The organism is Rubritalea squalenifaciens DSM 18772, from assembly GCF_900141815.1.
In the GTDB taxonomy this organism is placed as follows: domain Bacteria; phylum Verrucomicrobiota; class Verrucomicrobiia; order Verrucomicrobiales; family Akkermansiaceae; genus Rubritalea; species Rubritalea squalenifaciens.
This window is the reverse complement of the sequence record NZ_FQYR01000004.1, coordinates 138,701-165,208: the sequence shown is the minus strand read 5'-3', so window position 1 is coordinate 165,208 and position 26,508 is coordinate 138,701. Positions and strand designations below refer to the sequence as shown.

General features: G+C 52.5%; 19 protein-coding genes and 1 tRNA gene. 8 read left to right on the top strand and 12 right to left on the bottom strand.

Annotation, left to right across the window (positions count from 1 at the left end):
- The first annotated feature begins 103 nt into the window (after nucleotides 1-103).
- Nucleotides 104-1,561 carry a DUF6288 domain-containing protein gene (locus BUB27_RS10900; RefSeq protein ID WP_143183880.1) on the top strand — a complete coding sequence of 486 codons (1,458 nt, stop codon included), beginning with the start codon at nucleotides 104-106 and terminating at the stop codon, nucleotides 1,559-1,561.
- Here BUB27_RS10900 and rtcA read toward each other — a convergent pair.
- The 4 genes from rtcA to BUB27_RS10885 form a co-directional block, all read right to left on the bottom strand.
- Nucleotides 1,558-2,562 carry an RNA 3'-terminal phosphate cyclase gene (rtcA, locus tag BUB27_RS10895; protein WP_143183879.1) on the bottom strand — a complete coding sequence of 335 codons (1,005 nt, stop codon included), beginning with the start codon at nucleotides 2,560-2,562 and terminating at the stop codon, nucleotides 1,558-1,560. The genes BUB27_RS10900 and rtcA overlap by 4 nt on opposite strands.
- A gap of 83 nt (nucleotides 2,563-2,645) precedes the next feature.
- Nucleotides 2,646-4,127, bottom strand: a complete 1,482-nt coding sequence (locus BUB27_RS10890; protein ID WP_143183878.1) for an RtcB family protein — start codon at nucleotides 4,125-4,127, stop codon at nucleotides 2,646-2,648.
- Between the two features lie 204 nt (nucleotides 4,128-4,331).
- Nucleotides 4,332-4,467, bottom strand: a tRNA-OTHER gene (locus BUB27_RS18910).
- A 397-nt stretch (nucleotides 4,468-4,864) separates the two neighbouring features.
- Nucleotides 4,865-6,511, bottom strand: coding sequence for a vWA domain-containing protein (locus tag BUB27_RS10885; protein ID WP_234991736.1), 1,647 nt, complete (start codon nucleotides 6,509-6,511; stop codon nucleotides 4,865-4,867).
- A gap of 247 nt (nucleotides 6,512-6,758) precedes the next feature.
- On the opposite strand from BUB27_RS10885, the gene rtcR reads away from it, so the two are divergent.
- Entirely contained in the window at nucleotides 6,759-8,369 is a 1,611-nt protein-coding gene (gene rtcR, locus BUB27_RS10880; protein ID WP_327289684.1) for an RNA repair transcriptional activator RtcR, read from the top strand.
- Nucleotides 8,370-8,378: 9 nt separating this feature from the next.
- On the top strand, nucleotides 8,379-9,014 hold the full coding sequence (locus tag BUB27_RS10875; protein WP_143183877.1) for a MarC family protein: 636 nt from the start codon (nucleotides 8,379-8,381) through the stop codon (nucleotides 9,012-9,014).
- Between the two features lies 1 nt (nucleotide 9,015).
- On the opposite strand, the gene BUB27_RS10870 is transcribed toward BUB27_RS10875, so the two are convergent.
- Genes BUB27_RS10870 through BUB27_RS10860 form a run of 3 tightly spaced genes read right to left on the bottom strand, consistent with a single transcriptional unit; the run spans nucleotide 9,016 to nucleotide 12,184 of the window.
- The gene (locus BUB27_RS10870) at nucleotides 9,016-9,669 is read right to left on the bottom strand and encodes a hypothetical protein (RefSeq protein ID WP_143183876.1); all 654 of its coding nucleotides are present in this window, start codon (nucleotides 9,667-9,669) and stop codon (nucleotides 9,016-9,018) included.
- A gap of 60 nt (nucleotides 9,670-9,729) precedes the next feature.
- The gene (locus BUB27_RS10865) at nucleotides 9,730-10,854 is read right to left on the bottom strand and encodes a DNA polymerase beta superfamily protein (RefSeq protein ID WP_143183875.1); all 1,125 of its coding nucleotides are present in this window, start codon (nucleotides 10,852-10,854) and stop codon (nucleotides 9,730-9,732) included.
- Between the two features lie 40 nt (nucleotides 10,855-10,894).
- Nucleotides 10,895-12,184: an NAD(P)/FAD-dependent oxidoreductase gene (locus BUB27_RS10860; protein WP_143183874.1), complete on the bottom strand. Its 1,290-nt coding sequence runs from the start codon at nucleotides 12,182-12,184 to the stop codon at nucleotides 10,895-10,897.
- A gap of 338 nt (nucleotides 12,185-12,522) precedes the next feature.
- Between BUB27_RS10860 and BUB27_RS10855 the strand changes: the two genes are divergently transcribed.
- Nucleotides 12,523-13,815 carry an aminopeptidase P N-terminal domain-containing protein gene (locus BUB27_RS10855; protein WP_143183873.1) on the top strand — a complete coding sequence of 431 codons (1,293 nt, stop codon included), beginning with the start codon at nucleotides 12,523-12,525 and terminating at the stop codon, nucleotides 13,813-13,815.
- Between the two features lie 79 nt (nucleotides 13,816-13,894).
- On the opposite strand, the gene recG is transcribed toward BUB27_RS10855, so the two are convergent.
- Together recG and recJ are read right to left on the bottom strand one after the other, a co-directional pair.
- A complete protein-coding gene (gene recG, locus BUB27_RS10850; RefSeq protein WP_143183872.1) occupies nucleotides 13,895-15,925 on the bottom strand; it encodes an ATP-dependent DNA helicase RecG in 2,031 nt (676 codons plus the stop codon).
- Between the two features lie 3 nt (nucleotides 15,926-15,928).
- On the bottom strand, nucleotides 15,929-17,632 hold the full coding sequence (recJ, locus tag BUB27_RS10845; protein WP_143183871.1) for a single-stranded-DNA-specific exonuclease RecJ: 1,704 nt from the start codon (nucleotides 17,630-17,632) through the stop codon (nucleotides 15,929-15,931).
- A gap of 291 nt (nucleotides 17,633-17,923) precedes the next feature.
- Here recJ and BUB27_RS10840 point away from each other — a divergent pair, with 291 nt between their 5' ends.
- Complete coding sequence (locus tag BUB27_RS10840; RefSeq protein ID WP_143183870.1) at nucleotides 17,924-19,177, top strand: Gfo/Idh/MocA family protein; 1,254 nt, start codon at nucleotides 17,924-17,926, stop codon at nucleotides 19,175-19,177.
- Nucleotides 19,178-19,232: 55 nt separating this feature from the next.
- Here BUB27_RS10840 and BUB27_RS10835 read toward each other — a convergent pair whose 3' ends face one another.
- The 3 genes from BUB27_RS10835 to BUB27_RS10825 form a co-directional block, all read right to left on the bottom strand.
- The gene (locus BUB27_RS10835) at nucleotides 19,233-19,580 is read right to left on the bottom strand and encodes a low molecular weight protein tyrosine phosphatase family protein (RefSeq protein ID WP_143183869.1); all 348 of its coding nucleotides are present in this window, start codon (nucleotides 19,578-19,580) and stop codon (nucleotides 19,233-19,235) included.
- A gap of 78 nt (nucleotides 19,581-19,658) precedes the next feature.
- Nucleotides 19,659-20,702, bottom strand: a complete 1,044-nt coding sequence (gene recA / locus BUB27_RS10830; RefSeq protein ID WP_143183868.1) for a recombinase RecA — start codon at nucleotides 20,700-20,702, stop codon at nucleotides 19,659-19,661.
- Nucleotides 20,703-20,975: 273 nt separating this feature from the next.
- On the bottom strand, nucleotides 20,976-23,156 hold the full coding sequence (locus tag BUB27_RS10825; RefSeq protein WP_143183867.1) for a S9 family peptidase: 2,181 nt from the start codon (nucleotides 23,154-23,156) through the stop codon (nucleotides 20,976-20,978).
- Between the two features lie 162 nt (nucleotides 23,157-23,318).
- Between BUB27_RS10825 and BUB27_RS10820 the strand changes: the two genes are divergently transcribed.
- The 3 genes from BUB27_RS10820 (at nucleotide 23,319) to BUB27_RS10810 (ending at nucleotide 26,507) form a co-directional block, all read left to right on the top strand.
- A complete protein-coding gene (locus BUB27_RS10820; RefSeq protein WP_143183866.1) occupies nucleotides 23,319-23,978 on the top strand; it encodes an HAD family hydrolase in 660 nt (219 codons plus the stop codon).
- Between the two features lie 95 nt (nucleotides 23,979-24,073).
- A complete protein-coding gene (gene tatC, locus BUB27_RS10815; RefSeq protein WP_143183865.1) occupies nucleotides 24,074-25,594 on the top strand; it encodes a twin-arginine translocase subunit TatC in 1,521 nt (506 codons plus the stop codon).
- Nucleotides 25,595-25,631: 37 nt separating this feature from the next.
- A complete protein-coding gene (locus BUB27_RS10810; RefSeq protein ID WP_143183864.1) occupies nucleotides 25,632-26,507 on the top strand; it encodes a YicC/YloC family endoribonuclease in 876 nt (291 codons plus the stop codon).
- The last annotated feature ends 1 nt before the right edge of the window (nucleotide 26,508 follow it).

Here is a 26,508-nt window from a genome sequence, read left to right as displayed (position 1 = left end):
TATCAGGCTGGACCACAGCTCTCCCTCTAATAATAACTTATTTACGAAAAATTCGGCTTTTTTGTAACGTGGACCTATTTTATACGAAGAAATCATACACGCTATGTCTTTGCTCTCTTCAAAACGCTTAATCACCTGCTGTGCCGTACTCGCAGCAGGCATGACCCTTCCTACCACCGCGCTAGCTCAGCGTGACTATTTTCCTTCACTACAAAATACCAAGGGAGAAGCTACCCATGATGTGCCACTCGGCCCAATCGGCGCCGTTGTCAGAATCAAGTGGGGCTCAGGCCGCCCAGTAGTAGTCGAACTCATGAAGCGCGGGCCGGGCCAGCGCTCCGGACTCGACATCGGAGACGAGATCGTTGAGGTGAACGGCAAGAAATGCCCTGAGTATCAGAGGGCCAACAGCACCGGCGGCTACGGACCTCCGGAAGTGATCGGCAATGCTATCCTGGAAGCCCAGGCATCCTCACAGAAGGAACTCGTCTTCAAGGTGCTCAAAAAAGATGGCAAGGTCGTAGACTTGGAAATCAAACTCCCCAAGAGAAGCAACTTCACCACCACCTTCCCGCACGAAGACAGCTTTGCCAGAGAAATTATCGAAGCATCTTCCGAGCGCCTGATGGAGCTTCAGAAAGACAACGGCTCTTTTGGCAACGACTACTGCACTGCGTTTTCAGGTCTAGCGCTACTCGCCAGCAACGACAAGAAAGCTGCTAGAGCGGCCAAACAGACTGCCAGATTTCTCAGCGACAAATACGAGCTGCGCGGAAAATCACCTGACAGAAAAACACTCCAGACAGACCAAGGCTCTAACTGGATGGTCTGCCAGGTTGGCATTTTCCTCGCCGAATACCATCTAGCCACTGGAGATAAATCGGTACTCAAAGCCATTCAGGACTGCTGCGACCGCATGGCTAGCAGAATCGACCCACCTACAGGACGCTACGGGCACGGTGGCACCAATCTCCCCTATGAAGGCAAAGGCCTCGTCATCATCAATACTCATGCCCACCTCATGTGGGCACTCGCCGCCCATTGCGGATGTAAGCTCGATAAAGAAGTCTGGGACCTCTCCATGAAATGCCTGGATACTGCCACGGCTGGCAACCACGCCATCGGCTACAACTTCAGTGCCCGTTCAGGACATCAGGGAGGTGGCCGCACAGGCAGCCTGGCCTGCGCATTGCGTATCGGCAATCTTCGGCTCCCTAGACTCACAGACATGGGTACTTGGCTTGGCGACCACTACAAGGAATTCACGGATGCCCACGCCATGACCAGCATGGGTATCATCTACGGCACCTTCGGCCTCAAGGCCACCCACTACCAGAAATGGGAAGAGCACATGCGCTACCATCAATGGATGTTTGCCCTCTCCACCCCAGAGAACTGGCGCCAGGGCTCCTATTACTACGGCCAGAAAGGTAACCACGGGGGAGATTCCTACCTCGGCTACCAACAAGTGGCCAACTTCACTAACATTCTCCTCCTTACCTCATACCGTGACGACACCCTTTGGATGTTAGGCAACAGGAAAAAAGAGTGGCTCGACTAAGCCACTCCCACTCTGATCACTCCCTCAAGTTCCTCCACCTCAAAACGGACATCGAGGAACTTGTGCACGACTGCGATATTAGTCTTCAGGTGATTGGTTAGACGACGCACCGTAAACGAGCCTGCCCCGGCCAGAGCCATCGGCAGGATAAGCTGATCCGCCAGATGCTCGCTCACAGCAGCCTCACTGGAGAGGTGGCGCTTCACATTCTTGGCCGCATTGCCAGCAACTCGTTCAGAAGATACTCCATAGGAGCCGTACTCAGTAAAACGGTCACTCAGGTTGGCGAAGTCCACGTGCACGGCGAAGCAATTCCCCGTACCGTCGGCATCATTCACCTGTTCGAGCACAATCTCAGCATCCTCCCACACCAGCTTCTTCTGTGCGGCCTTCACCTCACGCTTCATGATTTCTCCGGAAATCCCCACCACCATGGAGGTGATCTCTTTACGCTGAATCTCTCCACGCTCGGTTAGATCATGAGGTGTTAGAATTGAAGGTCTGATTCTGGAAACAACCCTCCCGCCACCTGCAGGCGCAAAACCCACGCGCTCGCAAGTCATCTCGGCATTCACGCCCCACTTCGCAGCGGCAGGCAGGAACACCTTGCTAATGAAATCAGCTGATGGAGCCATGGGATTATGAGTCCCCCCTTCCACCTTCACCACACTCTCTCCATCCGCCAACATGAGCGCAGGCAAAAGAGTCTGGAATACCAGCGTCGTGCTACCCGCGGAGCCAATCGCGAAGGCATACTCCCCGTGCTTTACTGCTCCCGGAGTAAAGGTGATGGATGTCGAGTTCATCTCCACTCCCCCCACCTCGGCATCACAAATCGCCGCAGCCGCCTGCACGCAGGTCAGATGCTGACGCTTCAGTCCCGGCTTGGGCCGCTTGCCCCGGATATTCACCATCCGGAACGGCTCTCCCGTCACCATCGAAAGCGATAGTGCCGAGCGCAAAACCTGCCCGCCTCCGTCTTGTCCGTTAATTTGAATCATTGTCTTATAGAAATATTGTTAGAATCGTTTATATTACCAGAGGGAAGACTCTAGAAATCTCCCCCCTGATAGACGACACACACTCAGTCGTCGGCTTTACTGGCGTCCTTGATCACGAAACGAGCCTTGAGTCTCGCCACTCCGTGAGCCAGGCCGGCTTTTTCCACCGATGCCAACACCTCCTGGAAGTCCTTGTACGCATCCGGCGCTTCATCCCTCGGGTAGGCACGGCTGTTATGCAAGATGTCGTAGTCCTCGAAGTCTGCATCCACCGTCTTCTGGTCGAGATTTCGGAAGGCTGCCCTTCTCCCCATGCTTCTCCCTGCACCGTGATTCACGGAGTAGCAGGACTTTTCAGCACCAGGCAGAGCCGCCATCACCATCGAACCGTCCCTCGGATTCCCCGGTAGGAGAATCGGGTGACCCGTCTCGTAGAAAGGCGTCTCCTTGAGCGCAAAGTGACCCGCCGGGAAGGCACGTGTGGCTCCCTTACGGTGAACCCACTGGAACTTGTCCCGAACCTTCTCATGCCGCGCGATGTTATGGGAAATGAAGTACACGAGGTTCCCCATAGTTCCCGGAAGCACCTCCTGGAAGGCCTCTAACACCAGAGCGTTGATGAGCATATGGTTCACCGTCGCAAAGTTCGCGGCGATGGCCATGTCATCAAGGTAGTCGCTGGCCTCTTGCGTCCCTAGCGGGGCGTAGACCAGCTTCTTGTCGTCAGCCGGATACGGAGTCCCCCAGGTATCGAACATCTTTTCTAACACCTTGAACTGGTTCGACGCGAGGTCATGACCCAGTCCACGGGACCCGCAGTGAGAAAGGAAAGCCACGTGATCTTGCTTAAGCCCAAAGACTTCCGCCGCACGCTTCGCCTCAGGCGTATTCACGATATCCACTATCTCGGCCTCGCCGAAATGGTTTCCACCACCGTAAGTACCCAGCTGGCGCATCTTGCCCGGGAACCTTTCCTTGAACTTGTTGTTCTCGAAAAGTACCTCAAGCCGCTTCGCCAATGCTTCCGTAGTACGGTCGTGACCACGATGAGAGCTGTCCTCACATCGCTCCGCCCACTCAGGCGGAATCCCCAGAGCCTCGCAGACCTCCACGGATGCACCTTCGATGCAAATCTTGCGGCCCAGCTCTTCGGTGATCACACGGCCTTTTGCCACAGATCTCTGGGACTTCCCCGCACCTGTCGGAGTACGCTCGCAGATCGCCTCAATCAGCTCTCTACGGACCGTTTTGTCACGGATATCATCTTCATGCACATCCGTCTGCAGGAGTGACATGGAGCACTTGATATCCACACCTACTGGTCCTGGATAAATATGCGTCGGTGACACCATCACACATCCCACTGGCGCGCCGTAGCCCGCATGGGCATCCGGGTTAAGCACTAGCTCGGAAACTCCCGGAGCCTCCCTAGAGTTCAGAGCCTGCGCGATACAAGTACCGTCAAACCCGTCTCGGATCGCCTCCGTCCCGATCACCGTGATCGGAGTGAGTGATGTATTTCTAGCAGGAATAAACCCGACTGCTTCTTCTGTTACGTGAATCATTTTTCTGTTTATGGTTTAAAGTTAAATAGGTGGCGACAAGATCTGGCAAGAGCTTCACTGCAACTCGCGTCACAGGGCTGGATTTGAACCAGCTATAACCTGATGTAGTCCTGCCGGCATTCGCCGAGATTTTGGAAATAGGGTGCACCGACAAGGGTTAGTGAAACTCGCTCGCGTGTTACCTTTTACACTACCGAGAAGCGCTGGGCTCCCGGGCGGGATTCGAACCCACAATACGTCAATCAGAATGATGTAGTTCCGCTGGCATTCGGTGCGAAATATTAATGGAATGGCGACAAGGTTGATGAAGACGTGCTACTGCTCTACCTAACTGAGCTACACAGCTTGAGCTGTGGTTGGACTCGAACCAACGACCAATAGATTAAATGTAGTCCTCAAGGCATTCGCCAGGGGTGAAAATGGATACATCGACAAAAGATGTGAAACGTTTACGCGCTCTACCGAACTGAGCTACCGGGCCATATTATTGGCGAGCCCGGGTGGGATTCGAACCCACGACCTCGTCCTCCAGAAGGGATGTAGTTCCACAGGCATTCGATGTAAATTTGTCTCTAGTCAGTATTGGCGACAAAACATGTATGAAGATTATCCACCAACGAGCAGCCATCACTCCACCCAGTCGATGACTGAGGCCGGATTCGAACCGACATCCTCTGGTCTCCATGTAATCCTCAAGGCATTCGCCAATAAGTATTTCCTTTCTAGTTTTAAGATTATTATTTGTTAGATATTTCGATACTGTTGATCACATCGATCCAGTGACCTTCACTCAATTCATCTTTCGAGAACTGAGACAACAAAGTGAACACATGGTCCGAGAAGCCGCCGATGTTCAGCACATCCTCACGGGACTTGGCCTGAGTTCCATCATGCGGGGTAATGTCGATACACGCCATCTTCACATGCTTGTTTCGGCGCTTCAGCTCGGCCCACTCCTGCATGGTCGCAGTAGCGTATCCGTTTGCGTAGCCCCATCGATTGGAATCCAACCAGGACTCGTTATCTGAAACGTAAACCACCATATCAACCTTGCTCTTCCTCTTGTTCAGCCACTTCAGCGGCGCACTACAGTTAGTCGCCCCCATTGGCTGACTGGCCAAGATTTTGGCATTAGTCATGATAGAGTCCCGTGGATTCAGCTTCACATTGCAGACATCTCCAGCGAATGGCAGGACAGTAGCGTCTGGATTCTTCTTCAGGATCGCAGCTGCTACCAGCGCCGCCACGTCGATACAACGCACTTTACTGGTCGCGCCCTTTCTGTAGCCGGTCACCGAGCTATGCATGGAGCCTGACAAGTCAGGACAGACCACCACATTGCCAGTGAACTCAGGCACATTCTCCAGAGCTACTTCCATAGCGTTCTGCAGAGCATCCTTGATTCGGTTCGGAATCTCATCGTTCACGTTCATGTAGGCGGCCATCAGCTGATAAGGGAACACTCTCGCTCTCTTCACCTCAGCCGCGTCCTCCAGACGCTTCGCGATCTTCTCGACCAGATCCTTGGACTCAAGCACACCATGACGCTGAAAAGTATTCAGGTTCATCCTGGTCATATGCCATGGAGCATTGTTTGCGATTCCCCTCCACTGCTTGCAGCTCAACTCGTGGGCGGTCAGCATCTGGAATGGAACATCCGGTACAGGCCTGAAGCTGAATTTCTTCCACCTCTCATAAGCCTTCACCTTCTCAGGCAAGATATCGAACTCGACATCCCGGCCAATCAAATAACCCAGATAGGCCTCACGACTCTTATCACTTGGCTTGGCGTGAACCATCTTGATCACATCTGCCAAAGACGGGCTCTGACCTACGGACGCTGCCATGATTTTGTCGTCGCTGGCGGTATTCAGCCACTTCTGCACTAACTTCTTGGAAGCAGTACCCAGGGACTTTCTACCCACCACACCGGAGCGCATGATCTGCACAAAGTTTCTCAGCATCTTGCCGTTATCGATCACTAATGGGAAAACCTCTTTCAGCAATTCCACATTTCTCACAGACAAGACCGCGCACAGGATGGCTGGAGTGTCTTTCATGTAAGCATGCTTTCTCGCATAGACCGCAGTCTTCGCCAGAAACAGATCATCCACTTTGGAAGCCAGCTCCAGGATCTTCTCCAGCTGATCTTCGGCACTGTAGTAGAAGGTTCCGTTCAAGCAGCCTGTTGCCACATACTGTGCCAAGGCAGCTTCGTCGCCCAACTTGTAGGCCACACCACCTGCACCATTTACGGTGTCAGTCCGCGGCAATAAGGATCCGCGCAGGGATTGAAATAATGATTTGTTAGCCATGATCTTGTTTCTGGTTTCTTCGTCCTCACTGCGGTAATGGTTGGATGCCCTTGCATCCTCCTCTGCCATCACCGCAGCCCGCAGACGAAATGTTTTGCTGTTGTGCCATCTCTATTTGCACCCGCCGTGCCAACCTTGGAAGACCACCCCACCCAAAAACCTCCAAACCCTTATTATATATAGGATTATTCCGCTCAAAAAATGATTCACCCCAAAATACACATAACATAAATCGACCCGAATTTTATCCTTTATTATCCATATAGATAATTTTATATATTCATTCACACTCCCACAACACAACTCCACACCAAGCATGCCAGCCGTGAAAAAAAATATCGCCATCAGCTTTTTAGGCACCCAGCTTGATCACAGAAAATACTCCGACCGCTGGACCAAATGGCGACCCAATGTGGCTCTGTGTCAACAGCACGATCTGGTCATCGATGAGCTGATTCTCATTCACGACAACCACAGCAAAAAGCTGGCCAAGCTCGTCACCGAGGACATCGCACAAATCTCCCCGGAGACCACCGTCATCCCGGAGGTGATCAACCTACACGACCCATGGGACTTCGAAGAAGTATTCGGCAGTCTACACAGCTTTGCTGGCCGTCACCACTTTGACACCGAGAAGCAAAACCTTCTCATCCATATGACCACGGGCACCCACGTGGCCCAGATCTGCCTTTTCCTACTGGCCGAGTCACGCCACCTCCCGGGCAAACTCATCCAGACGAGCCCGCCTAACAGGCGCAGCACCCACGACATGCCGCAAGGCACCTACCAGATCATCGATCTGGATCTCTCCAAATACGACAAGCTCGCCACCCGCTTCGCCGAGGAACAAGCCGAGGCTCGCGACTTCCTCAAATCCGGCATCGACACAAAGAACCAAGCATTCAACTACCTCATCGACCAGATCGAACTCGTTGCCCTGCGCTCCGATGCCCCCATCCTTCTGACTGGTCCTACTGGAGCGGGCAAGAGCCATCTAGCCAGCCGCATCTTCGAACTTCGCCAACAACGCGGCGGACTGAGCGGCAATTTTGTCGAGGTCAACTGCGCTACCCTGCGCGGCGACATGGCTATGAGCACCCTCTTCGGTCATAAGAAAGGCTCCTTCACTGGAGCCGCCTCAGACCGCCCCGGACTCTTACGTGAAGCCCACAAAGGCCTTCTTTTCCTAGATGAAATTGGAGAACTCGGCCCAGACGAGCAAGCCGTGCTCCTACGTGCCATCGAGGAAGGCAAGTGGCTTCCCGTGGGCTCGGACACTCCGGTCAAGTCCAGCTTCCAACTCATCGCAGGAACCAATCGCGATCTCCGGACCGATGTAGCGGAGGGACGATTTCGTGAAGACCTATTGGCTCGCATCAACCTCTGGACCTTTCAGCTCCCCGGCCTTGCTGAACGACGAGAAGACATTGCCCCCAACCTCGACTACGAACTACGCCGGCACCGAGAGAAAACAGGCAACACCATCACCTTCAACAAGGAAGCCCAGCAGACTTTCCTCGATTTCGCCAAATCTCCCAAGAGTAGCTGGCGTGGCAATTTCCGCGATCTCAATGCCGCCGTCACCCGCATGGCCACTCTCGCTCCGCGCGGCAGAATCCGCACCGAGGAAGTGGAGCAAGAATGCGAACGCCTCGAGCAAAGCTGGCTCAGACCTGGATCGGAAGACGACCATCTAGCCAAACTTTCTGATTACTTGCCTACAGACGCCATCGCGGAGATCGACCCCTTCGATCGCCCCCAACTCGCCTACGTCATCGAGACCTGCCGTCAATGCAAGTCCCTGAGCGAAGCCGGCCGCAAGCTCTTCTCCGTCTCCCGTGAAAAGCGCAAATCAACCAATGACGGCGACCGCATCCGCAAGTACCTCGCCAAGTTCGACCTCAGCTTCGACCAACTCTCCCAATAATCATCCATCATGAATGATCTACTCACCTACGGTCTACTGGCCTTCACATCCTTTTTTACCCTTATCAACCCGATCGGCGCCATGCCGATTTTTCTGGGGCTGACTAGCGAACTAGAATCCAAAGAACGCATCAGGACTGCCAAGAAATCCTGCATTGCCGCATTCATCATCATCTGCAGCTTCGCCCTGGCAGGAAACCTCCTCTTCGCATTCTTTGACATCTCCATCGACAGCTTCCGAGTCGTAGGAGGAGTCATCTTCTTCATCATGGGCATGGACATGCTCAATGCACGACTGGCATCCATCAAAACTGAAGAGTCCGAAGTCGCCTCCTACGTCAATGACATCTCCATCACCCCACTGGCAATCCCGATGCTTTGTGGCCCGGGAGCCCTGACCAACGCCATCGTACTGATGAATGAAGCCGATTCACTGAACAAACAGCTCACCCTCTTCGGCGCCATCTTCATCGTCAGCCTGTGCACCTACCTCATCCTCTTCAGCTCCTCAAAGATCGTGAAACTTTTAGGCAGAACCGGCATTAACGTCATGATGCGACTAATGGGACTCATCGTCATGATCATTGCGGTTGAGTTCTTCGTGAAAGGCATCACACCGATCATCAGAAATATCCTGACTGGATAGACTACCTCTGAAATACAGACCTCATCTCAGCAAGAAGCTCGACAGCTTTGGCAAGATCTACTTCCTCAGGGAGAGAACACTTGGCGTAGGCCTCACTGATGCGCTGCATTTTTTCTTCGGCCATCGCCAACAGTTCGTTGTACTCGTAGGCACCTGAACGAACGTTGAGCAGAAACTCACGATTGGGGCGACGGACTCGAATCACACCCTCCTTCGCGATTTCCTCCGCCATATCTAACAAGCGAAGCGTGTGCATCATATTCTTTGAGTCATAGCCCTTATCATGCTGGGCATTGGTGAGGTAGCGCTGTTCGTTGCGATTCTTCACCCACTTCCAGTAGGCTTCGTGGTTTTTGCAATGCGCTTTGAAGGCTTCCTCGTTGACAGACACCCAGGCCACAGGCTTCACCTCTCTGGGCACACTACTGCATAGCACCGCATCAGGATCTCTCGGAGAGAAGATGCCACGATAATGGATCTCAGAGTCATGGAACAAAGCATAAGTCCCCGGCGAGTGATTCACCGCGACCAACCCACAATCAGCTTGATCCATACCCTGCTCGTCCAGCCACTCCATGAGAGGCCGACTACCCTGCCCCTCAAGCACGTAACAGAAGTCACTCAGCGTCTTTCTCTGCTCGGGCTCAGGATTCATCACCTTCTTGTTTAGACCACGTGCCTTCTTGATTTGCCCCAGCGCATAACCGCCAAAGCTCTACTCACAACGCTTGGAGAGAAACAACTCCGGCTTCAGCAAGTCCATCACCGGATGACGGTAACGAATACAATCCTCAGGCATCGCCAGCAGCTCCATCAGGTTAGGATTGTTAGAGATTAAAAGATCGACTACGCGACCCAGCTCGAAATACACCTCATCTCCTTTTGCATCCTGAACCTGCTGGATCTGATCCAGCCCACCATGGAACAAGGGTGGAGCTATAAAAATACCGCGAAGGTCTTCATCTGAACCCTCTACATTAGTCCCGAATGCCTTACTCCCAGCAACGGCCTCAAAGACCAGCATGTCCTTTTTACGAACTCGATCAAGTGTATAGCTCTCCTTGAAAAGTAACTCTGGATGCTTTGGCTTAGAAATCGTTTTCACATAGAGCTCATCCAGCACTGACGCCTCCGTGGGCGGCTTAGACAACTCCTCAAGCCCTCCATTCTCCGAACATTTTTCAGACAGATACGCATCGATCACCTCATAACGCCTTCCTGTATCCTTCTCACCACTTTGAGCTTTCGCCTCCAGCATCTGCTCCAGCTCACTCGTCAGACGATCCGGCAGAACCTCACGCACCTCGGAGAATTCCACCGGAGGTGGAGTTTGCCTCTGCAACACCCACTCAGCACAAGCTGTAGCCCGCAAACAGTAGAGATAGCTCTTCGCCTTGGCGCTTTCACCCTGCAGGCTCCCCATCCACATTTGCCGAGCCAGACCACGGTAGTGACATACCTGTGCATAGGGAGAAAACACCTCGCCTAGCACCCTTCGCCACTCATCGAGAAAACCTTCCTCTGCTCGATAGACTATTGGCGAGTGCAACCACTCCACCAAGGGTCCGTTTGATTTCTTCAAAAGAGAGAGAGCCTTACGCACATCCCAGCCACCAGCATCCAGATCATCCTCGATCGGAAGCTCAATGGTGTCACGCACCTCACCTATCTTGGCATACTCGCTTTGAGGCCAAGCATAGATAAAACGGATATCATAGTCACTGTCCGGCGAGGCAAATCCCCAAGCACGACTACCTGACTCCACGGCGTACAGGATACGTACACCGAGTCTTTCTTCAATACCGTCTAGCAGATTCTGGATATCATCAAGGCGCGACATAGCCCGAGAGCTTTAGCGGTCGCGCCTAGCTAGATCAAGCCTACTTCTCAGCAAGCTCCTCGCCTCGCTTCATAGCGAACACGCGAACACCTGGAGAATCATGGATGTAGTTCCAAGCCCAGTGAATCAATACGCTGATCTTGGAGCGATAGCCCACAAGGAAAAGAATGTGTATGAAGAGCCAAGCCATCCAGGCAATGAAACCGGTAAGTCTGATCTTTCCGAACTCCACCACAGCATGCGAGCGACCGATGATCGCCATGGCACCTTTGTCCCAGTACTCGAAGCCAGCACGCGCCTTACCTTTATTCTCAGGCTTCATGCCAGCAATAAGCACCTTACCGATGTGGCGACCCATCTGGGAAGCAGCCGGAGCTACACCTGGCACCATCTTGTCCTTGATGTCCTTCATCTGCACAAGGTCACCGGCCACAAAAATTTCAGGATGACCTGGGAGAGAGAGATCCGCCTCTGGAGTCACTTTGCCTGCACGTGTCACTTCACAAGGGAGCTTCTGGGTAATCGCCTCAGCCTGCACACCAGCAGCCCAGAGAATGACTCCCGCTTCGATCTCCCCATCCTTCATGATGAGCTTACCAGCTTGCACGTCAGTCACCATAGTACCTGTAAGAACCTCGACACCCAGTTTCTCCAGACGCTTTTTCGCGTAGGCTGAGTTTTCCTCATCGTATGGAGGAAGAATACGAGGACCCGCCTCCACCAGAACTACCTTCAGGTCACGGGTATCGAGACGACGGAAATTGCGGCTCATGGAGCGCTGAATCAGCTCTACAAATGCACCGGAAAGCTCCACTCCAGTAGGACCACCACCTACGATCGCAATCGTCATCAGACGCGCACGCTCAGCAGGATCTTCAGTCAGCTCTGCTTTTTCCAGATTTTCCAGTACCTGCTTACGCACGGAGTAGGCATCACTCAGGGACTTGAGACCGAGTGTGTGCTCAGCCCACTGGTCATTGCCAAAGAAACTTGTCTTACCACCAGCAGCTACCACGAGATAATCGTACTCGTAGCTCTTACCGGATTTACCGACCGCCTTCTTGCCATCGGAATCAATGTCGGAAACCTCGTCCATCAGCACGGTTACATTGTCCGCATCCGCCAGGATGCTACGCAGGGAACGGGCGACATCCGGGGCTGCGAGCGTCGCTGTGGCAACCTGATAAAGCAGTGGCTGGAAAAGATGGTGGTTGGTACGATCCAGAAGAGTCACCTCAAAAGTCGGCTTGTTGGCAAGCTGCCTTGCACACTCCAGTCCGGCAAATCCGCCGCCGATAATCACCACTTTTTTAACTTCGCTCAGAGCCATGCGGCTCCATAAGTGGACTCCCCAAATCCCGCAAGCCCGACTTTGTGAATTTTTTCACAATCTCTGTCATGCCCTTATTTCATCACGAAAAACGGCAAATGAGATGTCGTAAAACGCCCACATTCACGGATCCAATTCATGGCAAAACCATAATTCTATTCATCCATTGCACCCACTCATCCACAAAGGTCAAACCGTAGACAACAGACACGAACAAGGCCTCCCGCATAAGAGAAAAAGAAACCCGCTATTTCCTTTGATGTGAGACGCTTAATCACCTAGCCTCCTGCCCATCAAAACCTCGCTCTTCTAATCACAGCAAAAATCACGGAAGCACCATGCGCTACGAACCAATCGACCCAGCACTTTTTAGCAAAAACCGAGAGAACCTCGCCAAACTCCTCAAGCCCAATAGCATTGTCGTCCTCCACTCCAATGACGTCATGCCAACCAATGCGGATGGCACCATGCCCTTCAAGCAGAACGCCGATCTGATCTACCTCACCGGAGCGGACCAAGAGGAATCCATCCTGGTTCTCTATCCAGATGCCCCTAGCGACGCTCAGCGCGAGATTCTATTTGTCCGCGAAACCAACGAATTCATCGCTGTTTGGGAAGGAGAGAAATACACCAAAGAACGCGCTACCGAAATCAGCGGCATCAAGAACGTCCAATGGACAAACAACTTCGAGGCCGTACTCCACAACCTTCTCAAACAGGCTGACCACGTCTACCTCTCCATCAACGAGCACCTGCGCGCGGACACTACCGTCAAGACCCGCAACGATCGCTTCATCGAGAAAATTAAGAAAGAATACCCGCTCCACAAGTACGAGCGCCTCTCACCCCTGATGCATCAGCTGCGCCCGATCAAAGACCCGATCGAAATCGAGGTCATGCAAAAGGCCTGCGACATCACCGAAGCCGGCTTCCGCCGCGTTCTCGGCTTCATCAAGCCAGGCGTTGGCGAATGGGAAGTCGAGGCCGAGTACATCCACGAGTTTGTCCGCAGCAAATCGAAAGGCTTTGCCTACACTCCAATCATTGGTGGCGGGCATAATGCCTGCGTTCTTCACTACATCGAAAACAACTGCATTCTTCAGGATGGCGACCTCGTCCTCATGGATGTGGGGGCTGAATATGCCAACTGGAATGCCGACATGACCCGCACGGTGCCTGTGAACGGCAAATTTACCGAGCGCCAGCGTGCGGTGTATGACGCCGTGTTACGCGTCATGCGCAAAGCCAACGAAATCCTCCGCCCAGGCACCCTGCCTTCCGACTATCAGAAGCAGGTGATGAGCTTCATGGAAGAGGAACTCATCAGCCTAGGACTTATTTCTGAAGAAGAAGCCAAAGCCCAGGATGAGTCCAAGCCACTGGTGAAAAAGTACTTCCCACACGGCACCTCCCACCACCTTGGAGTCGATGTTCACGACGTCTCTCGACCGAACACGCCATTCGCAGTGGGCAACGTCTTCACCATCGAGCCCGGCATCTATATCCGCGAGGAAAATATCGGTATCCGCATCGAGAACAACTACCTGATCGGTGAAACCGAAAACATCGACCTCATGGCCAATATCCCTATCGAGGCCGATGAGATCGAAGCCGTCATGGCCGGCAACTAATACAGCCTGACATCTCACGAAAGCCTCTGCAGAAGATCTGTCTGCAGAGGTTTTTTATTTCTGCCCTGACAGGAACCTGCTAGGAACTTCTCTCCATCTGCTCGACAATCACCTCGCGCAGATCAGCGTGATCGCTCAGATCTGAATCCTGAGTCAATAGCGAGTCCGCAAGCCTTCGCGCCTCACGGACCAACTCTGTGTCCGCCAGAAACTCAGGGAAACGTAAATCAGCAAGACCACTTTGCTGGGTACCCAGCACATCACCAGGTCCACGCAGACGCAGATCCGCCTCGGCAATCTTGAAGCCGTCATCGGTCTCCGCCATGACGCCAAGCTTCTCCATCGCGTCTTCACTTTTCCCATCGGTTATGAGAATACAATAACTCTTATGCTCACCGCGGCCGATACGCCCGCGCAGCTGGTGCAATTGGGAAAGACCAAAACGCTCGGCGTGATAGATCACCATCAAGTTGGCATTCGGGACATCCACCCCAACCTCCACAACCGTGGTAGAGACTAACACATCAATCCTTCCATCCCGAAAATCACGCATCACCAGCTCTTTCTCCTCCGGACTCAGCTTACCGTGCAACAAACCTACCTCATAAGCTTTCAAGCGATCACGCCACTTTTCATGCTCCACGGTCGCTGCTCCCACTTTCAAACTCTCACTCTCTTCCACCAGAGGATAGACGAGATAGGCCTGACGCCCTTCATCCAGTTGTTGCTTCAGGAACTTGGTGACATCAGTCACCTTGGCCTTCGGTCTCAGGCCAGTAACGATCTTGCCTCTGCCAGCTGGACGCTCATCGAGCACGGATACCTCAAGATCCCCATAGATGGTTAGAGTCAAGGTTCTGGGGATCGGCGTAGCCGTCATCACCAGCACATCAGGCATCATACCCTGTCGGATCAATCGACTGCGCTGCTCCACACCAAACTTGTGCTGCTCGTCAATGATCACCAAACCAAGGTCAGTAAAATCATCGTTCTCATAGAGCAAAGCATGAGTTCCAATGACTAACTGAGCCCCACCAGCCAACTCCATGCCTCCATCTTCCTTACGGGAAGCAGTCCGCAAACTCACGCGAATATCGAGCGGATCCAGCCACTTCCGAAATGTTAGATAATGCTGTTCCGCAAGAATCTGAGTAGGCGCCATCAGGGCCACCTGAGCACCACTCTCGATCGCCAATAAAGCAGCACACATCGCCACGAAGGTCTTTCCAGATCCTACATCACCCTGCAGGAGTCGATGCATCGGCTTCGCCTCCCGCATATCCTTTACGATCTCCTTCACACTGCGCTTCTGAGCATTGGTGAGATCAAACGGTAAGCTCTCATAAAAATCCTTCAGCAGCTGTGTCTTCTTACCCAAGACCCTGCCAAGCTGCTCTTCATAGCGCTTCTTACGCCACGCCACATTGAGCTGAAGCTTGAAGAACTCCTCCAAGGCAAAGTAGCGCCTTGCAGCATCCGCCTGCTCCATCTCTGTGGGGAAATGCACCTCCCGATAAGCATCCGCTCGCGGGTAACTCTCATCTACCTCATACAAAGGCACAAGGGATTCAGCATCCACCTCCCTGACCAAGCGGTAAATGATCTCGCGCAAACGCCGCTGCACGATACCCGAGACATTCCGGTACACAGGCACGATACGCTCCACATGTACACTATCGTCGCCAGCATCCTTGATGATCTCAAAGTCCGGGTGATCAATCACCAGCTTGCCCGCCACATCTTTTGGCTTACCGAAAAAGACTATCTCGTGCCCCACAATCAGCATGTTAGAGATGTAGGGCATATTGAACCAACGGCAGATAATCGTCCCATCCGAGAAGGCTGTCGCATTCTCGGACTCCACGACCACCTCATACATCTGCTTGCGTCCCCCAAAGCGCTTTTTCGCACTATCAATCACTACCCCTCTCAAGCACATTGGCTTACCAGTCGCTTGAGCAGGGAAGGCATCAAACCTTCTGCGATCCTCATAGCGACGCGGCAAGTGATCCAACAAATGCTGAACCGTTAGAAACCCAGCCGAACCAAGGGCAACGATTTCCTTCCCTGCCAGCCAGTCCACGTTAGTGAGAGGTTCCGCCGCATTCATCACTTACTCAGATTGCTGTTCAGCAGAGCGCACATCCTGGATGACCATCTGCAGAGTCGTTCTCCCCCGGAAGGTATTACGGTCAATCGTGAATGCTACATCCCAAGGCGGGTCTGGCAGTGAACGCTCACCGCCACCAAAGAAAATAGCATCATGCTCCACAAAGCCCTGTCTCAGAAACAGCTTGATGTGCTTGTTCTTGAGGTGCCTAGGCGCCTCGGTCAGCCACACATTGCGACTCATGAACACGGGCTGAGGATTCTGGCTGCCAAAGGGCTGCAGAAGGTCATAGCTATCCATGAACTCGAGCGACAACTCATCGAAGCCGATCTCAGCATCGATATGAAGCTTCGGCGCTCGTTGTGCTTTGGTTGTGTTCTCCAACACATACTTTGAAAAGTTTTCCCGGAATTCATCGATTTTAGATTCCAAGATACTGAGACCTGCCGCCATGTCATGCCCGCCTCCTGCAATCAAGTCATCCGGACAGGCCTGAATAGCTTCCACTAGAGAGATCCCCTCTACACTACGTCCACTACCCTTACCGATCCCCTCTTCATCAACAGAAACAATGAAGGTGGGCTTGTAGAATTGCCGCATCAGCCGGGATGCCACGATCCCAACGACTCCCGGATGCCAGGAACGGGAACCCAGTACAATGACCGGCTCATCCTGTGCATTCGGGCGTTCAGCCACCATGGCCAGCGCCTCATCACGGATCTGCTTCTCATGGAGTTGGCGTTCTCGGTTGTAAAGGTCAAGAGCCTCAGCCAACTTTCGCGCCTCCTTGAGGTCAGCCTCTAACATCAGCGCCAGAGCATCCTCAGGTTTATCCATACGCCCTGCTGCATTAAGCCTAGGACCAATACGGAAGCCCACATCCATACTACTGACATTGCCATTCATTCCCGTCACTTGCTGTAGCGCGAGAAGTCCAGCATGCTTGGTCTCTGGAAGCAGACGAAGACCATGACGAACTAACAAACGGTTCTCTTCCACCAGTGGAACAATATCCGCCACCGTCGCCACGGCGACCATATCGATGTACTCTTTGAGGTCAAAGCCCTCCACCATACGGCGCTTTAATAAGGCATGGGCCAACTTGAACACCACACCGGCTGCACAGAGGTAATGGAAATCATCACCCAACTTAGGGTTCACCACTGCGATACACTCGGGTTTACCTCTCACGGACATTTCGTGGTGATCCACCACAATCAGATCTATCCCCAGACTATTGATACGCTCGATCTCATCTATCGAGGCCGTGCCGCAATCCACGGTAATGATCAAATCCGGCTTGCCCTTATCCTCAAGTAAGTTGTCGATGGCAGTATCACTTAGACCGTAGCCTTCCTCGCCACGCTTAGGAATAAAGTAGTCATGAGCTACCCCGTAAGCACGCAGGACGTTACACATCAATGCCACGGAAGTCACCCCGTCCACATCATAGTCACCGTAGACCAAGATATTCTCACCCGCATCAATCGCCGCGAGCACGCGCTCAACCGCCTTTTCCATGTCAGGAAGAAGATAAGGATCACTTAAATCTCTCAGACGCGGTTTCAGAAATTTTTCGACGGCCTCTCCCCCCTCAACTCCACGTTGTCCAAGCAACTTCAGCAGAATAGGCGGCAAACCACCCATCTCAGCCCCAGCTCTCGGCGGATCCTCCCTGATGATCCATTGTTTCTCTTCCTCAGCCATTCAGTCTTTTGAAACTACGCAGCGTAACGCCACACCTCAAGGCTGATTCATTAAAATCCACAACCTTTCATCAAAGCCTAAACATCCGAGTTCTATAAATCCATTAGCGCCAGACAGTCTGAACAAAACACCCAAAAATCGCCCCTCAATTATTTTAAATCACTCTCCGTCTATATTTTGCGGAAATCGGCATCATCTAAACCTATTCACTTTAAAACCATGAAGCTAGATGCGTAGCATAGGTTAAATCACGGAATTTAGTTTCACTATAACCACTCACAGAACACAGACATGCTAACTTTTGCGACATGCGGATGCGGCTCCAGAGCCAGAACTTACATGAAGATAGCAGCCACAATGCCAGAGAGATACCTCTGCGTGGCTGGTGCTGATCCACAACCTTCACGTGTAGGAGCCATGCGCGCCATTTCAAACAATCCTGAGTTCCAGGGCTTCTCTTCAGCCGACGAACTACTCTCCATGCCAAAGATGGCCGACGTCATGGTGATCGGCACTCAGGATAACTACCACTTCGAGCCCGCCAAGAAAGCCCTCGAACTCGGCTACCACCTTATCCTTGAGAAACCTGCCGCGCAAAGCATCGAGGAAGTCCGCGAACTGGCAGCATTAGCCAAGAAGCACAACCGAGTCATCATCCTCTGCTTCGTACTTCGCTACACCCAGTTCTATAAGAAGGTCCACTCCATCGTAAAAAGCGGCGCATTGGGCGACATCATCTCCATCAAGGCCAGTGAAGGCGTGGAACCCTTCCACCAGGCACACTCATTCGTACGTGGGCACTGGCGTAAGGCTGAGGACTCCACGCCGATGATCATCGCGAAGTGCAGCCATGACACGGACATCATCTCCTGGCTCATGGGCTCACGCTGTAAATCAGTCAGCTCCTATGGCAACCTCGCTTACTTCAAGGAATCCTGCGCACCCGAGGGCGCTACAGCCCGCTGTACTGATGGCTGCCCGCACATCGGCAAGTGCCAGTATGATGCCCACCGCTACCTCGGCGATAAAGAGCGCTGGCTAGACATGGTCTACCCAGACCCTGAGAACCGCACCAAACCAGAGGTTCTCGGCTGGCTCCAGACATCAGACTGGGGACGCTGCGTTTACAAGTGCGACAATGACGTAGTCGACCATCAAGTGGTCAACATGGAATTCGAGAATGGACGTACGGCCTCCCTCACCATGACCGCTTTCGATCTGGGCAGACAAATTGAAATCTTCGGCACCAAGGCCACACTTCGCGGCGGCGACGTGGTTAAATCTCACTTCGGTTCTGACATCGTGATTCGTCATCACCACAGCCTCGACTTCGAACACATCAAACTCGGAGAAGCTTCCAATGCTGGCTACATGGGCCACGGCGGTGGTGACTACGGCCTTATCAATGAGGTCGACCACATCATTGCTGGTCGCGGTGATGATTCCAGCCTGATTGAAAACGCCATCGAAGGTCATCTCATTGGTTTCAGCGCCGAGATCTCCCGCCTTGACGGAGGCAGAGCTGTAACTATCGAACACGCCTAAGTCACCTCATACTCATTTAAAAAAAGCGCGCCGGACTCTGATCCGTCGCGCTTTTTTATTCCTCCCACCAGGACTCGACTCCAGCTCTCAGTAACTCGATTAATTCTGGATCCATGTACTGGTATTCATCTGGAATTTCCAGATTCACCAATTGGATTCCACCAAGTAAGTCGCGATAGCCCTCTCGAATCCGCTTCATCTGCTCAGCCTCCATGACAAAGATCACATCAGCCCATTCTATGTCAGCCGCTGCCAGCTTACGCCTGCTAGAAGCTCTTAAGCCAGCTGATCTCACTAACATCCTCTGATCATTTTCGTACAGCTTTTCACCTGTGGGACTACGCCATTGATTACGTCCACAGACAAAGAGCACCCGCCACTTCTCGGTTTCCTCGTTGAGCATCACTTCTAAGCGCTAGCATAAAAAAAGGCCGACGCACAAGGCGCCGGCCACGTTACACGATAAAAATGTCAATGGAGACTACTTGCCTTTGCGATTGGCTAGCTCCTCTTTAACAAGACCTTCGATTTCATCATAGAGAGCCTCATCAGCCTTGAGCGCCTCCTTGGCTGCATCACGCCCTTGTGCCAGCTGGTTTCCGTTATAACTAAACCAACTACCGCGCTTCATCACGAGATTGTATTCCAGCGCAAGATCCAAGAGTGATCCTGTAGAGGAAATACCCTCATTGTACATGATGTCGAATTCAGCCTCAGTGAATGGAGGTGCCACCTTGTTTTTGACCACCTTGATCTTGGTGCGGTTCCCCTGCACCGTTCCATCAGTTGCTTTGATCTGGCCGATACGGCGGATATCTACACGAACGGAAGCGAAGAACTTCAGCGCACGACCACCAGGAGTCGTCTCTGGGCTACCGAACATGACACCAATCTTCTCACGAATCTGGTTGGTGAAGATGCAGACGGTGCGAGCCTTGGAGATCAGACCGGTGAGCTTTCTCATAGCTGCGCTCATCAAGCGAGCCTGTGCACCTACGGTGGAATCACCAATCTCGCCATCCAGTTCCTGCTTGGTTACCAAAGCGGCTACAGAGTCGAGCACGATCACATCAATCGCATTGGATCTAACGAGAGCCTCACAAATCTGGAGAGCCTCCTCACCGGAAGATGGCTGGGAAACCAAAAGGTCATCCAAGTTTACACCAAGTCGGCGTGCATACTCAGGATCGAGCGCGTGCTCCACGTCAATGAAGGCTGCAAGACCACCTTTTTTCTGAGCTTGCGCAATGGCAGTCAGCGTAAGAGTCGTCTTACCTGAAGATTCAGGGCCATAGACTTCTACGATTCGGCCTCGCGGGAAACCGCCGACCCCGAGTGCTCTATCAATCAGCAAGTTGCCTGTAGGAATCACATCCACGTCAACACGGTGCTCATCACCCATGCGCATGATCGCGGTTTCACCGAATTCCTTCTGGATGTGGGTAATAGCCAGATCCAGGTTCTTCTTGCGTGCTGCGAGAAGCTTTTCATCTGGGCCATCTTTCACTGCGTCTTTAGCTGCCATAATCGTCGTTAGTTAGGTAATTGTTATAAAAAAGTGAACCGCATTTCCGGCCCGTTCTAGATGGCAGCACCATGATCGAAATGAACACCTAGGTCAAACCAAAAAGGTGTTCGGAGGAACATTTTTGATAATTTTCACCTACTGAATCCACCAGGCAGCTCTTAAGTCCTTATCCCTCAGTTACCACACCAGGCATTCTGGAGAAATCTGACCAACAGAAAAACGGGCTGCTCTCGTGAGAGACAGCCCGTTGACTAAAAGAATTGCCGTGAACTAGTGACTCATGGGAGTAGGCGCGCCTAACCACTTCTCAAAAAACTGAACACGGCGGCAGCGAGGATAAAGCTGCTCCCCAGCCCCGTGACCACCACTAGGCACAACAATCAGTTCATACTCCTTACCCGCCTTCAACAACGCGCTAGCCAATTGATAGGTACTTGCCGGATCTACATTCCGATCCATCTCGCCTACGGTAAGCAATAAACGACCTTTAAGCTTGGCAGCGTTAGTCACATTGGACTGCTCTGCATAGTGAGGACCAATCGGCCAATCCATCCACTGCTCGTTCCACCAGATCTTATCCATACGGTTGTCATGGCATCCACAGTCAGAGACTGCCACTTTGTAGAAGTCTCCATGGAACAGCAAAGCCCCAGTCGAATTCTGCCCACCAGCTGAACCTCCATAGATACCCACTCGCTCCAGGTCCATCTGCGGATACTTTTTCGCCGCCTCTTTCATCCACTTGATACGATCCGGAAAGCCAGCATCCACAATGTTTTTATAACAGAAATGAGAGAATTCCTTGCAACGCTTTCCAGTCCCCTTGCCATCAATGCGCACCATAATGAAGCCTCGGTGAGCCAAGTCAGTGATCGCACCTCTCCAGACGGTGAAAGGCTTGTAGACATGTTGGTCATGGGGGCCCGCATAGATATTCTCAATCACCGGATATTTCTTCGTGGGATCAAAATCCTTGGGAAACAGTACATAGCCCCAGACATCAAATTTCCCGTCACGGTCCTTCGCCGTGAAGGCGATGGGAGCCTGCCAGCCAGTGGCTTTCAACTCTTCTAGATCTACCCGGAGGATCTCCTTAATCAAGCTCCCCGTCTTGAGATTTCTCAGCTCATAGACTGGAGCCATGTCATAGCGGGAGTACTTGTCTATGTATACCTGATCATCTGGTGAAAGGAACAGTTCATGAGTCCCATCTCCAGGTGTCAGCTCTACAAGCCCAGTGCCATCAAAATTAATCCAGTAGTATTTGCGATAGTAAGGGTCCTTTCCTTTCTCCATACCACCAGCAATAAAAAGGATTCTGCGGTTGTCTTCATCCACACGCTCTACATCAAACACCACCCACTCTCCTTTGGTAATCTGGTTCTTTACCGCGCCGGTCTTACCATCGATCAAATAGAGATGGTTCCTGCCATCACGCTCTGATGCCCAGATATATTCTTCCCCGTCATTTACATCATAACGGTAGCTATTCCCGCCTACAAAAATATAAGTATCACTCTCTTCCCTGACGGCTATACGATGAGACCTAGCCTCAGTATCAGCCTCCAGCACATAGTACTTCCCGTAGCCTCGCTCTACATAGTCATAGGAAATACGCTTGCTGTCGCTTCGCCACCAGACCTTGCCTAGGCTGAATTGATTCTCAATGAGAGAGAGATCTGGTGCCAGCGGGTCTCTCCCGTCTACATAAAAGACCCAAGGCGCTCTGGTATCGATCACATCGCCCGGCTTGTCATATCGCCAGCTGTGCACTTTCGGCTGGAGCTGATCTTTGGGAGAACTCTCTACCACCGTGACCATCCTCCTCTGCCCGGCTTTTACTTTCATCACCGCAAGGCGGCTGGAGTCAGGAGCCCACTTTACCTGGGCATAGTAATGGTCAGGCTTCCCATCTGAGGTCAGAACCTTCTCTCCTTTTTCCAGCTCCACCAGAACGACGTTATGTTCGCGGAAGTCCACCCGCCACTTCCCGTCTGGAGAAACTGGCCCATGGTGCATGCGCTCCTGCTCCTCCTGCTGCTTTTTCCTGGGGGAGTCCACCTTAATGACCTGCTCACCATCCCATTGGTAAGTCTCTCTATCACCTTTGATACGAAACTCAAAATACCCCTCCCCAAACACCATGTGATGCAGCTCCATCTTTTTATCCTGCGCAGCAAAGAACGCCTCCATGATCTTGTGATCGAAAGCCTCCTTCTGCTCTCCTGTCTTCGCATCCACAATGATGTAGCGCTGTCCCCCCTTTATCTCCTTGCGATAGATAAAAGAAGAACCGTCCTCCGCCCAGTAGGGCTTCAGGTTAAGATTCCTGATAGCAGCAGACTGTTTTGCATAGTCCTTGCTTAAGGCACCATTAATCCTCTCAGCAAAGCCGTGTTCGGCTGCGGCAGAGAGCATCAATCCGAGATAGAGTGTCAGAAAAAACCGCATAAATCAGAGACGATATATACCAGATTCTTCTTACAATCCCCACCTAATCCTCATTTTCCACTCCGCAATCCGTCAAAAACTGTCCACTTCACTGACTTACAGCCGCAAATCAGTGGTATTTCTCTTCCCCATCCCGAAATCCTCTGCTACCTCGGCTCTGCCATGCTCACTAAAGCAAAAGCAGTCCTTTTCGATTTCGATGGAGTCATCCTCGACTCCGAATGGCCGATCTACCAGACTTGGCTGGATCTCTTCAAATCCGAGGGCCACGACCTGCCCATCCCGACCTATGTTCAATGCATTGGCTCGGACTTCGATACTTGGTCTCCTGAGAAGCACCTCGAGGATCTGACCGGCAAGTCTTATGACTGGCACACAATCAACCCGGCTCGTCAGGTTGAAATCCTGGCTGCCTTGGAAAATCCAGTCGCACTCCCGGGCGTCAACGAACTGTTCCAACTGCTCAGCGACAAAGGCATTCCTGTCGCTGTCGTTTCCTCTTCCTCTCATGACTGGGTCGACAGCTGGCTGGAGCAACTGGACCTGATCAAGTTTACCCAAACGATCGTCTGCAAAGGGGATGCCCCACGCATCAAACCGGCCCCTGACCTTTATCTGGAAGCAGCCCGCAGACTGGAGCTAGATCCGGCCGATTGCCTGGTCATCGAGGATTCCCTGAATGGAGTCAAAGCCGCTATCGCCGCAGGCTGCCAGACCATCGCCGTCCCCTCCAGACTGACCTCATGCCTGGATTTCTCCCTCGCGACTCATACCATACCTTCTCTTACACATCTTGTTGAAACGGAGATCCCCTCAGAGTAGGTTAGAGATTCAGCGAAAAAAACCATGTTCAATCACAGTATCAGGGGCTAAACAGATTTCCGCAGGACTTCCTCGGCTAAGTACGCCATCCCACTATGTTCCTCCTTAAAAAAGCATTCAATCTTCGCGACAAAGCGAATGACGGTCTCGAGAAACCATTTCTCGAGCACCTGGAAGACCTACGCGTCATGATCACCCAAATCGTGATCACCCTCCTTATCTCGACGATTGCCTGCTACGTCTTCAAGGACACCTTGATGGATGTCTTGCGTCACCCTATCGAGGTGGTCTGGGAGAAATCTCAGCAAGACAAACTTCCGGAGACAATCACTCCAGACGTCTGGGAACAGGCCAAAGTGGTGGCTCAAAATGCCTCCAGCCTGACAGACGCCCAGAAGGAACTTTACCTCCAGCAGTTCGACAATGAAGAGCTGCGCTACTACGGGGAATGCGCTGCCTACTATCGAGCCGCACTCGCTATTCCGGATGCCGAGAAACGACCGGAGTTCATCAAGAATCTCCCCGATACCGACCAGAAGAAAAAAGACACCGTGCTTCTGCTCCTTGAGAAAGGACCTAACGCGACCGTGGGCGCCAAGAACAACGTCGTCTACATGCGCTCTCTGAAACCTACAGAAACCTTCATGCTGTCCCTGAAGCTGGCCTTCTTTGCCGGTATCATCGTCTCCTTCCCATTCCTGCTTTATTTCACCCTGCAATTCATCCTTCCCGGCCTCAAAGAAAATGAAAAGAAAGCACTCTGGCCAGCCATGGTCATCGGCTTTGGCCTTTTCCTGACAGGTGTCCTGTTCTGCTATTTCTGGGTGCTTCCTGAAGCCCTGGACTTCTTCTACACCTACTCATCCTCCATGGGGGTAGAGAACGAATGGCGTATCGGTGACTATATCACATTCGCCACCCAGTTCACTCTGATCTTCGGCCTAGCGTTCGAGCTTCCTGTAGTCGTAATGACTCTCGTCAAGATCGGCCTGCTTGATTACACTTCCATGAGCAACACCCGCAGCTACGCCATTGTTTCTATCGTAGTAATTGCGGCAATCATCACCCCGACAGGAGATGCGCTCACTCTTTCCATGCTATCCGTGCCTATGATCCTCCTCTATGAGATCTGTATCTGGCTGGCCTTCTTACAGCGTAAGAAAGAGATCGCCGAAGAAGAGGAAGAGACATCCCATTACGCTCGCGAAAATGAGGCAACTCCACGCATTGCGCCTGCCGCTGGCGTTGTCGCAGCAGGCTCAGAAGATGAGGATGAAGAGCACCTTCCGTACCGCACCTACGAGGACGACTACGACCCTGCATATTTCGACCAAGATCCTGCCGAGCAAGATGAGGATGAAGGGGAAGAAATCGACGACGGCGTGGTCGAAGGTCTTGAGGAAGACAATGATGATGATGCGCCTAGAGCCTTCGGTCATCAGTCAGATGCCTCTGACCTCTATGATCCCTACGAGATCGATTACAATCCTGGAGCCAGTGCTGACGAAGAGCATTCTGAAGAGGCTGACAGCCCTGATGAAGAGGAAAGCTCTGACGATGAAGATAGTGACGATGACCCACAAGGAGATCTTTTCAACCCGAACAATCCACGCTAAAATCTCTTTTTAAACCCCAGAAGAGTTAGATTATTCTATGAAATCCATGACAGGTTTCGGCCGTGCCTCGCACGCCACTGACAGCATTGTAGCTAGCGTCGAGGCCAGCTCTGTGAACCGCAAGCAGGGAGAGGTCGTCGTCCAACTCCCGCGCTCCTATGCGGAACTTGAGCCGGAAATCCGTAAACATGTCTTGGAATCAGTCTCTCGTGGGCGGGTCAATATCAGTATTTCCATCGATCGTACGGAGAACTCACCCTCGCCGATTCAGATCGATACCGCCCGTGCCAAGGCCCTATCAGATGCCTTCAAGACCCTCAGCCACGACATTGGCCACCCTCTGGAAATCACCTCTTCTGATATTCTCCGAGTGCCTGACATCATCCGATTCGATGAGGACAATCTCTCGCTGGATCTGATCCGTGAAGCCCTCTTCCCAGCCCTGCAAGAGGCTGTGGAGAAATTGGTCGAGATGCGTACACGTGAAGGTGATGACCTTAAGAAAGATACGCTGACTCGTATCGAAACCCTCGAGCAGGAGGTAGCAGCCATCACCGAGCGTGCCCCAAGCGTCGTCAAACGCTACCGGGACAATCTTCACATGCGCCTTCGCGAAAGTGGCCTGGAGATCGATCTGGCTGATGACCGCGTGCTCAAGGAGATCGGCATCTTTGCCGAGCGCTGTGATATCACGGAGGAAATCACTCGCCTCCATTCCCACTTTGCCAAATTCCGCGAGTATCTGGATACGAATGCCCCTGTCGGGCGCTCACTTGACTTCCTTTGTCAGGAAATCAACCGTGAGTTCAACACGATCGGCTCCAAGGCTAACGACGCCCAACTCGCCCAGCACGTGGTCAAGTCCAAGACCGAGCTGGAAAAAGTCCGCGAGCAAATCCAGAACGTCGAGTAAG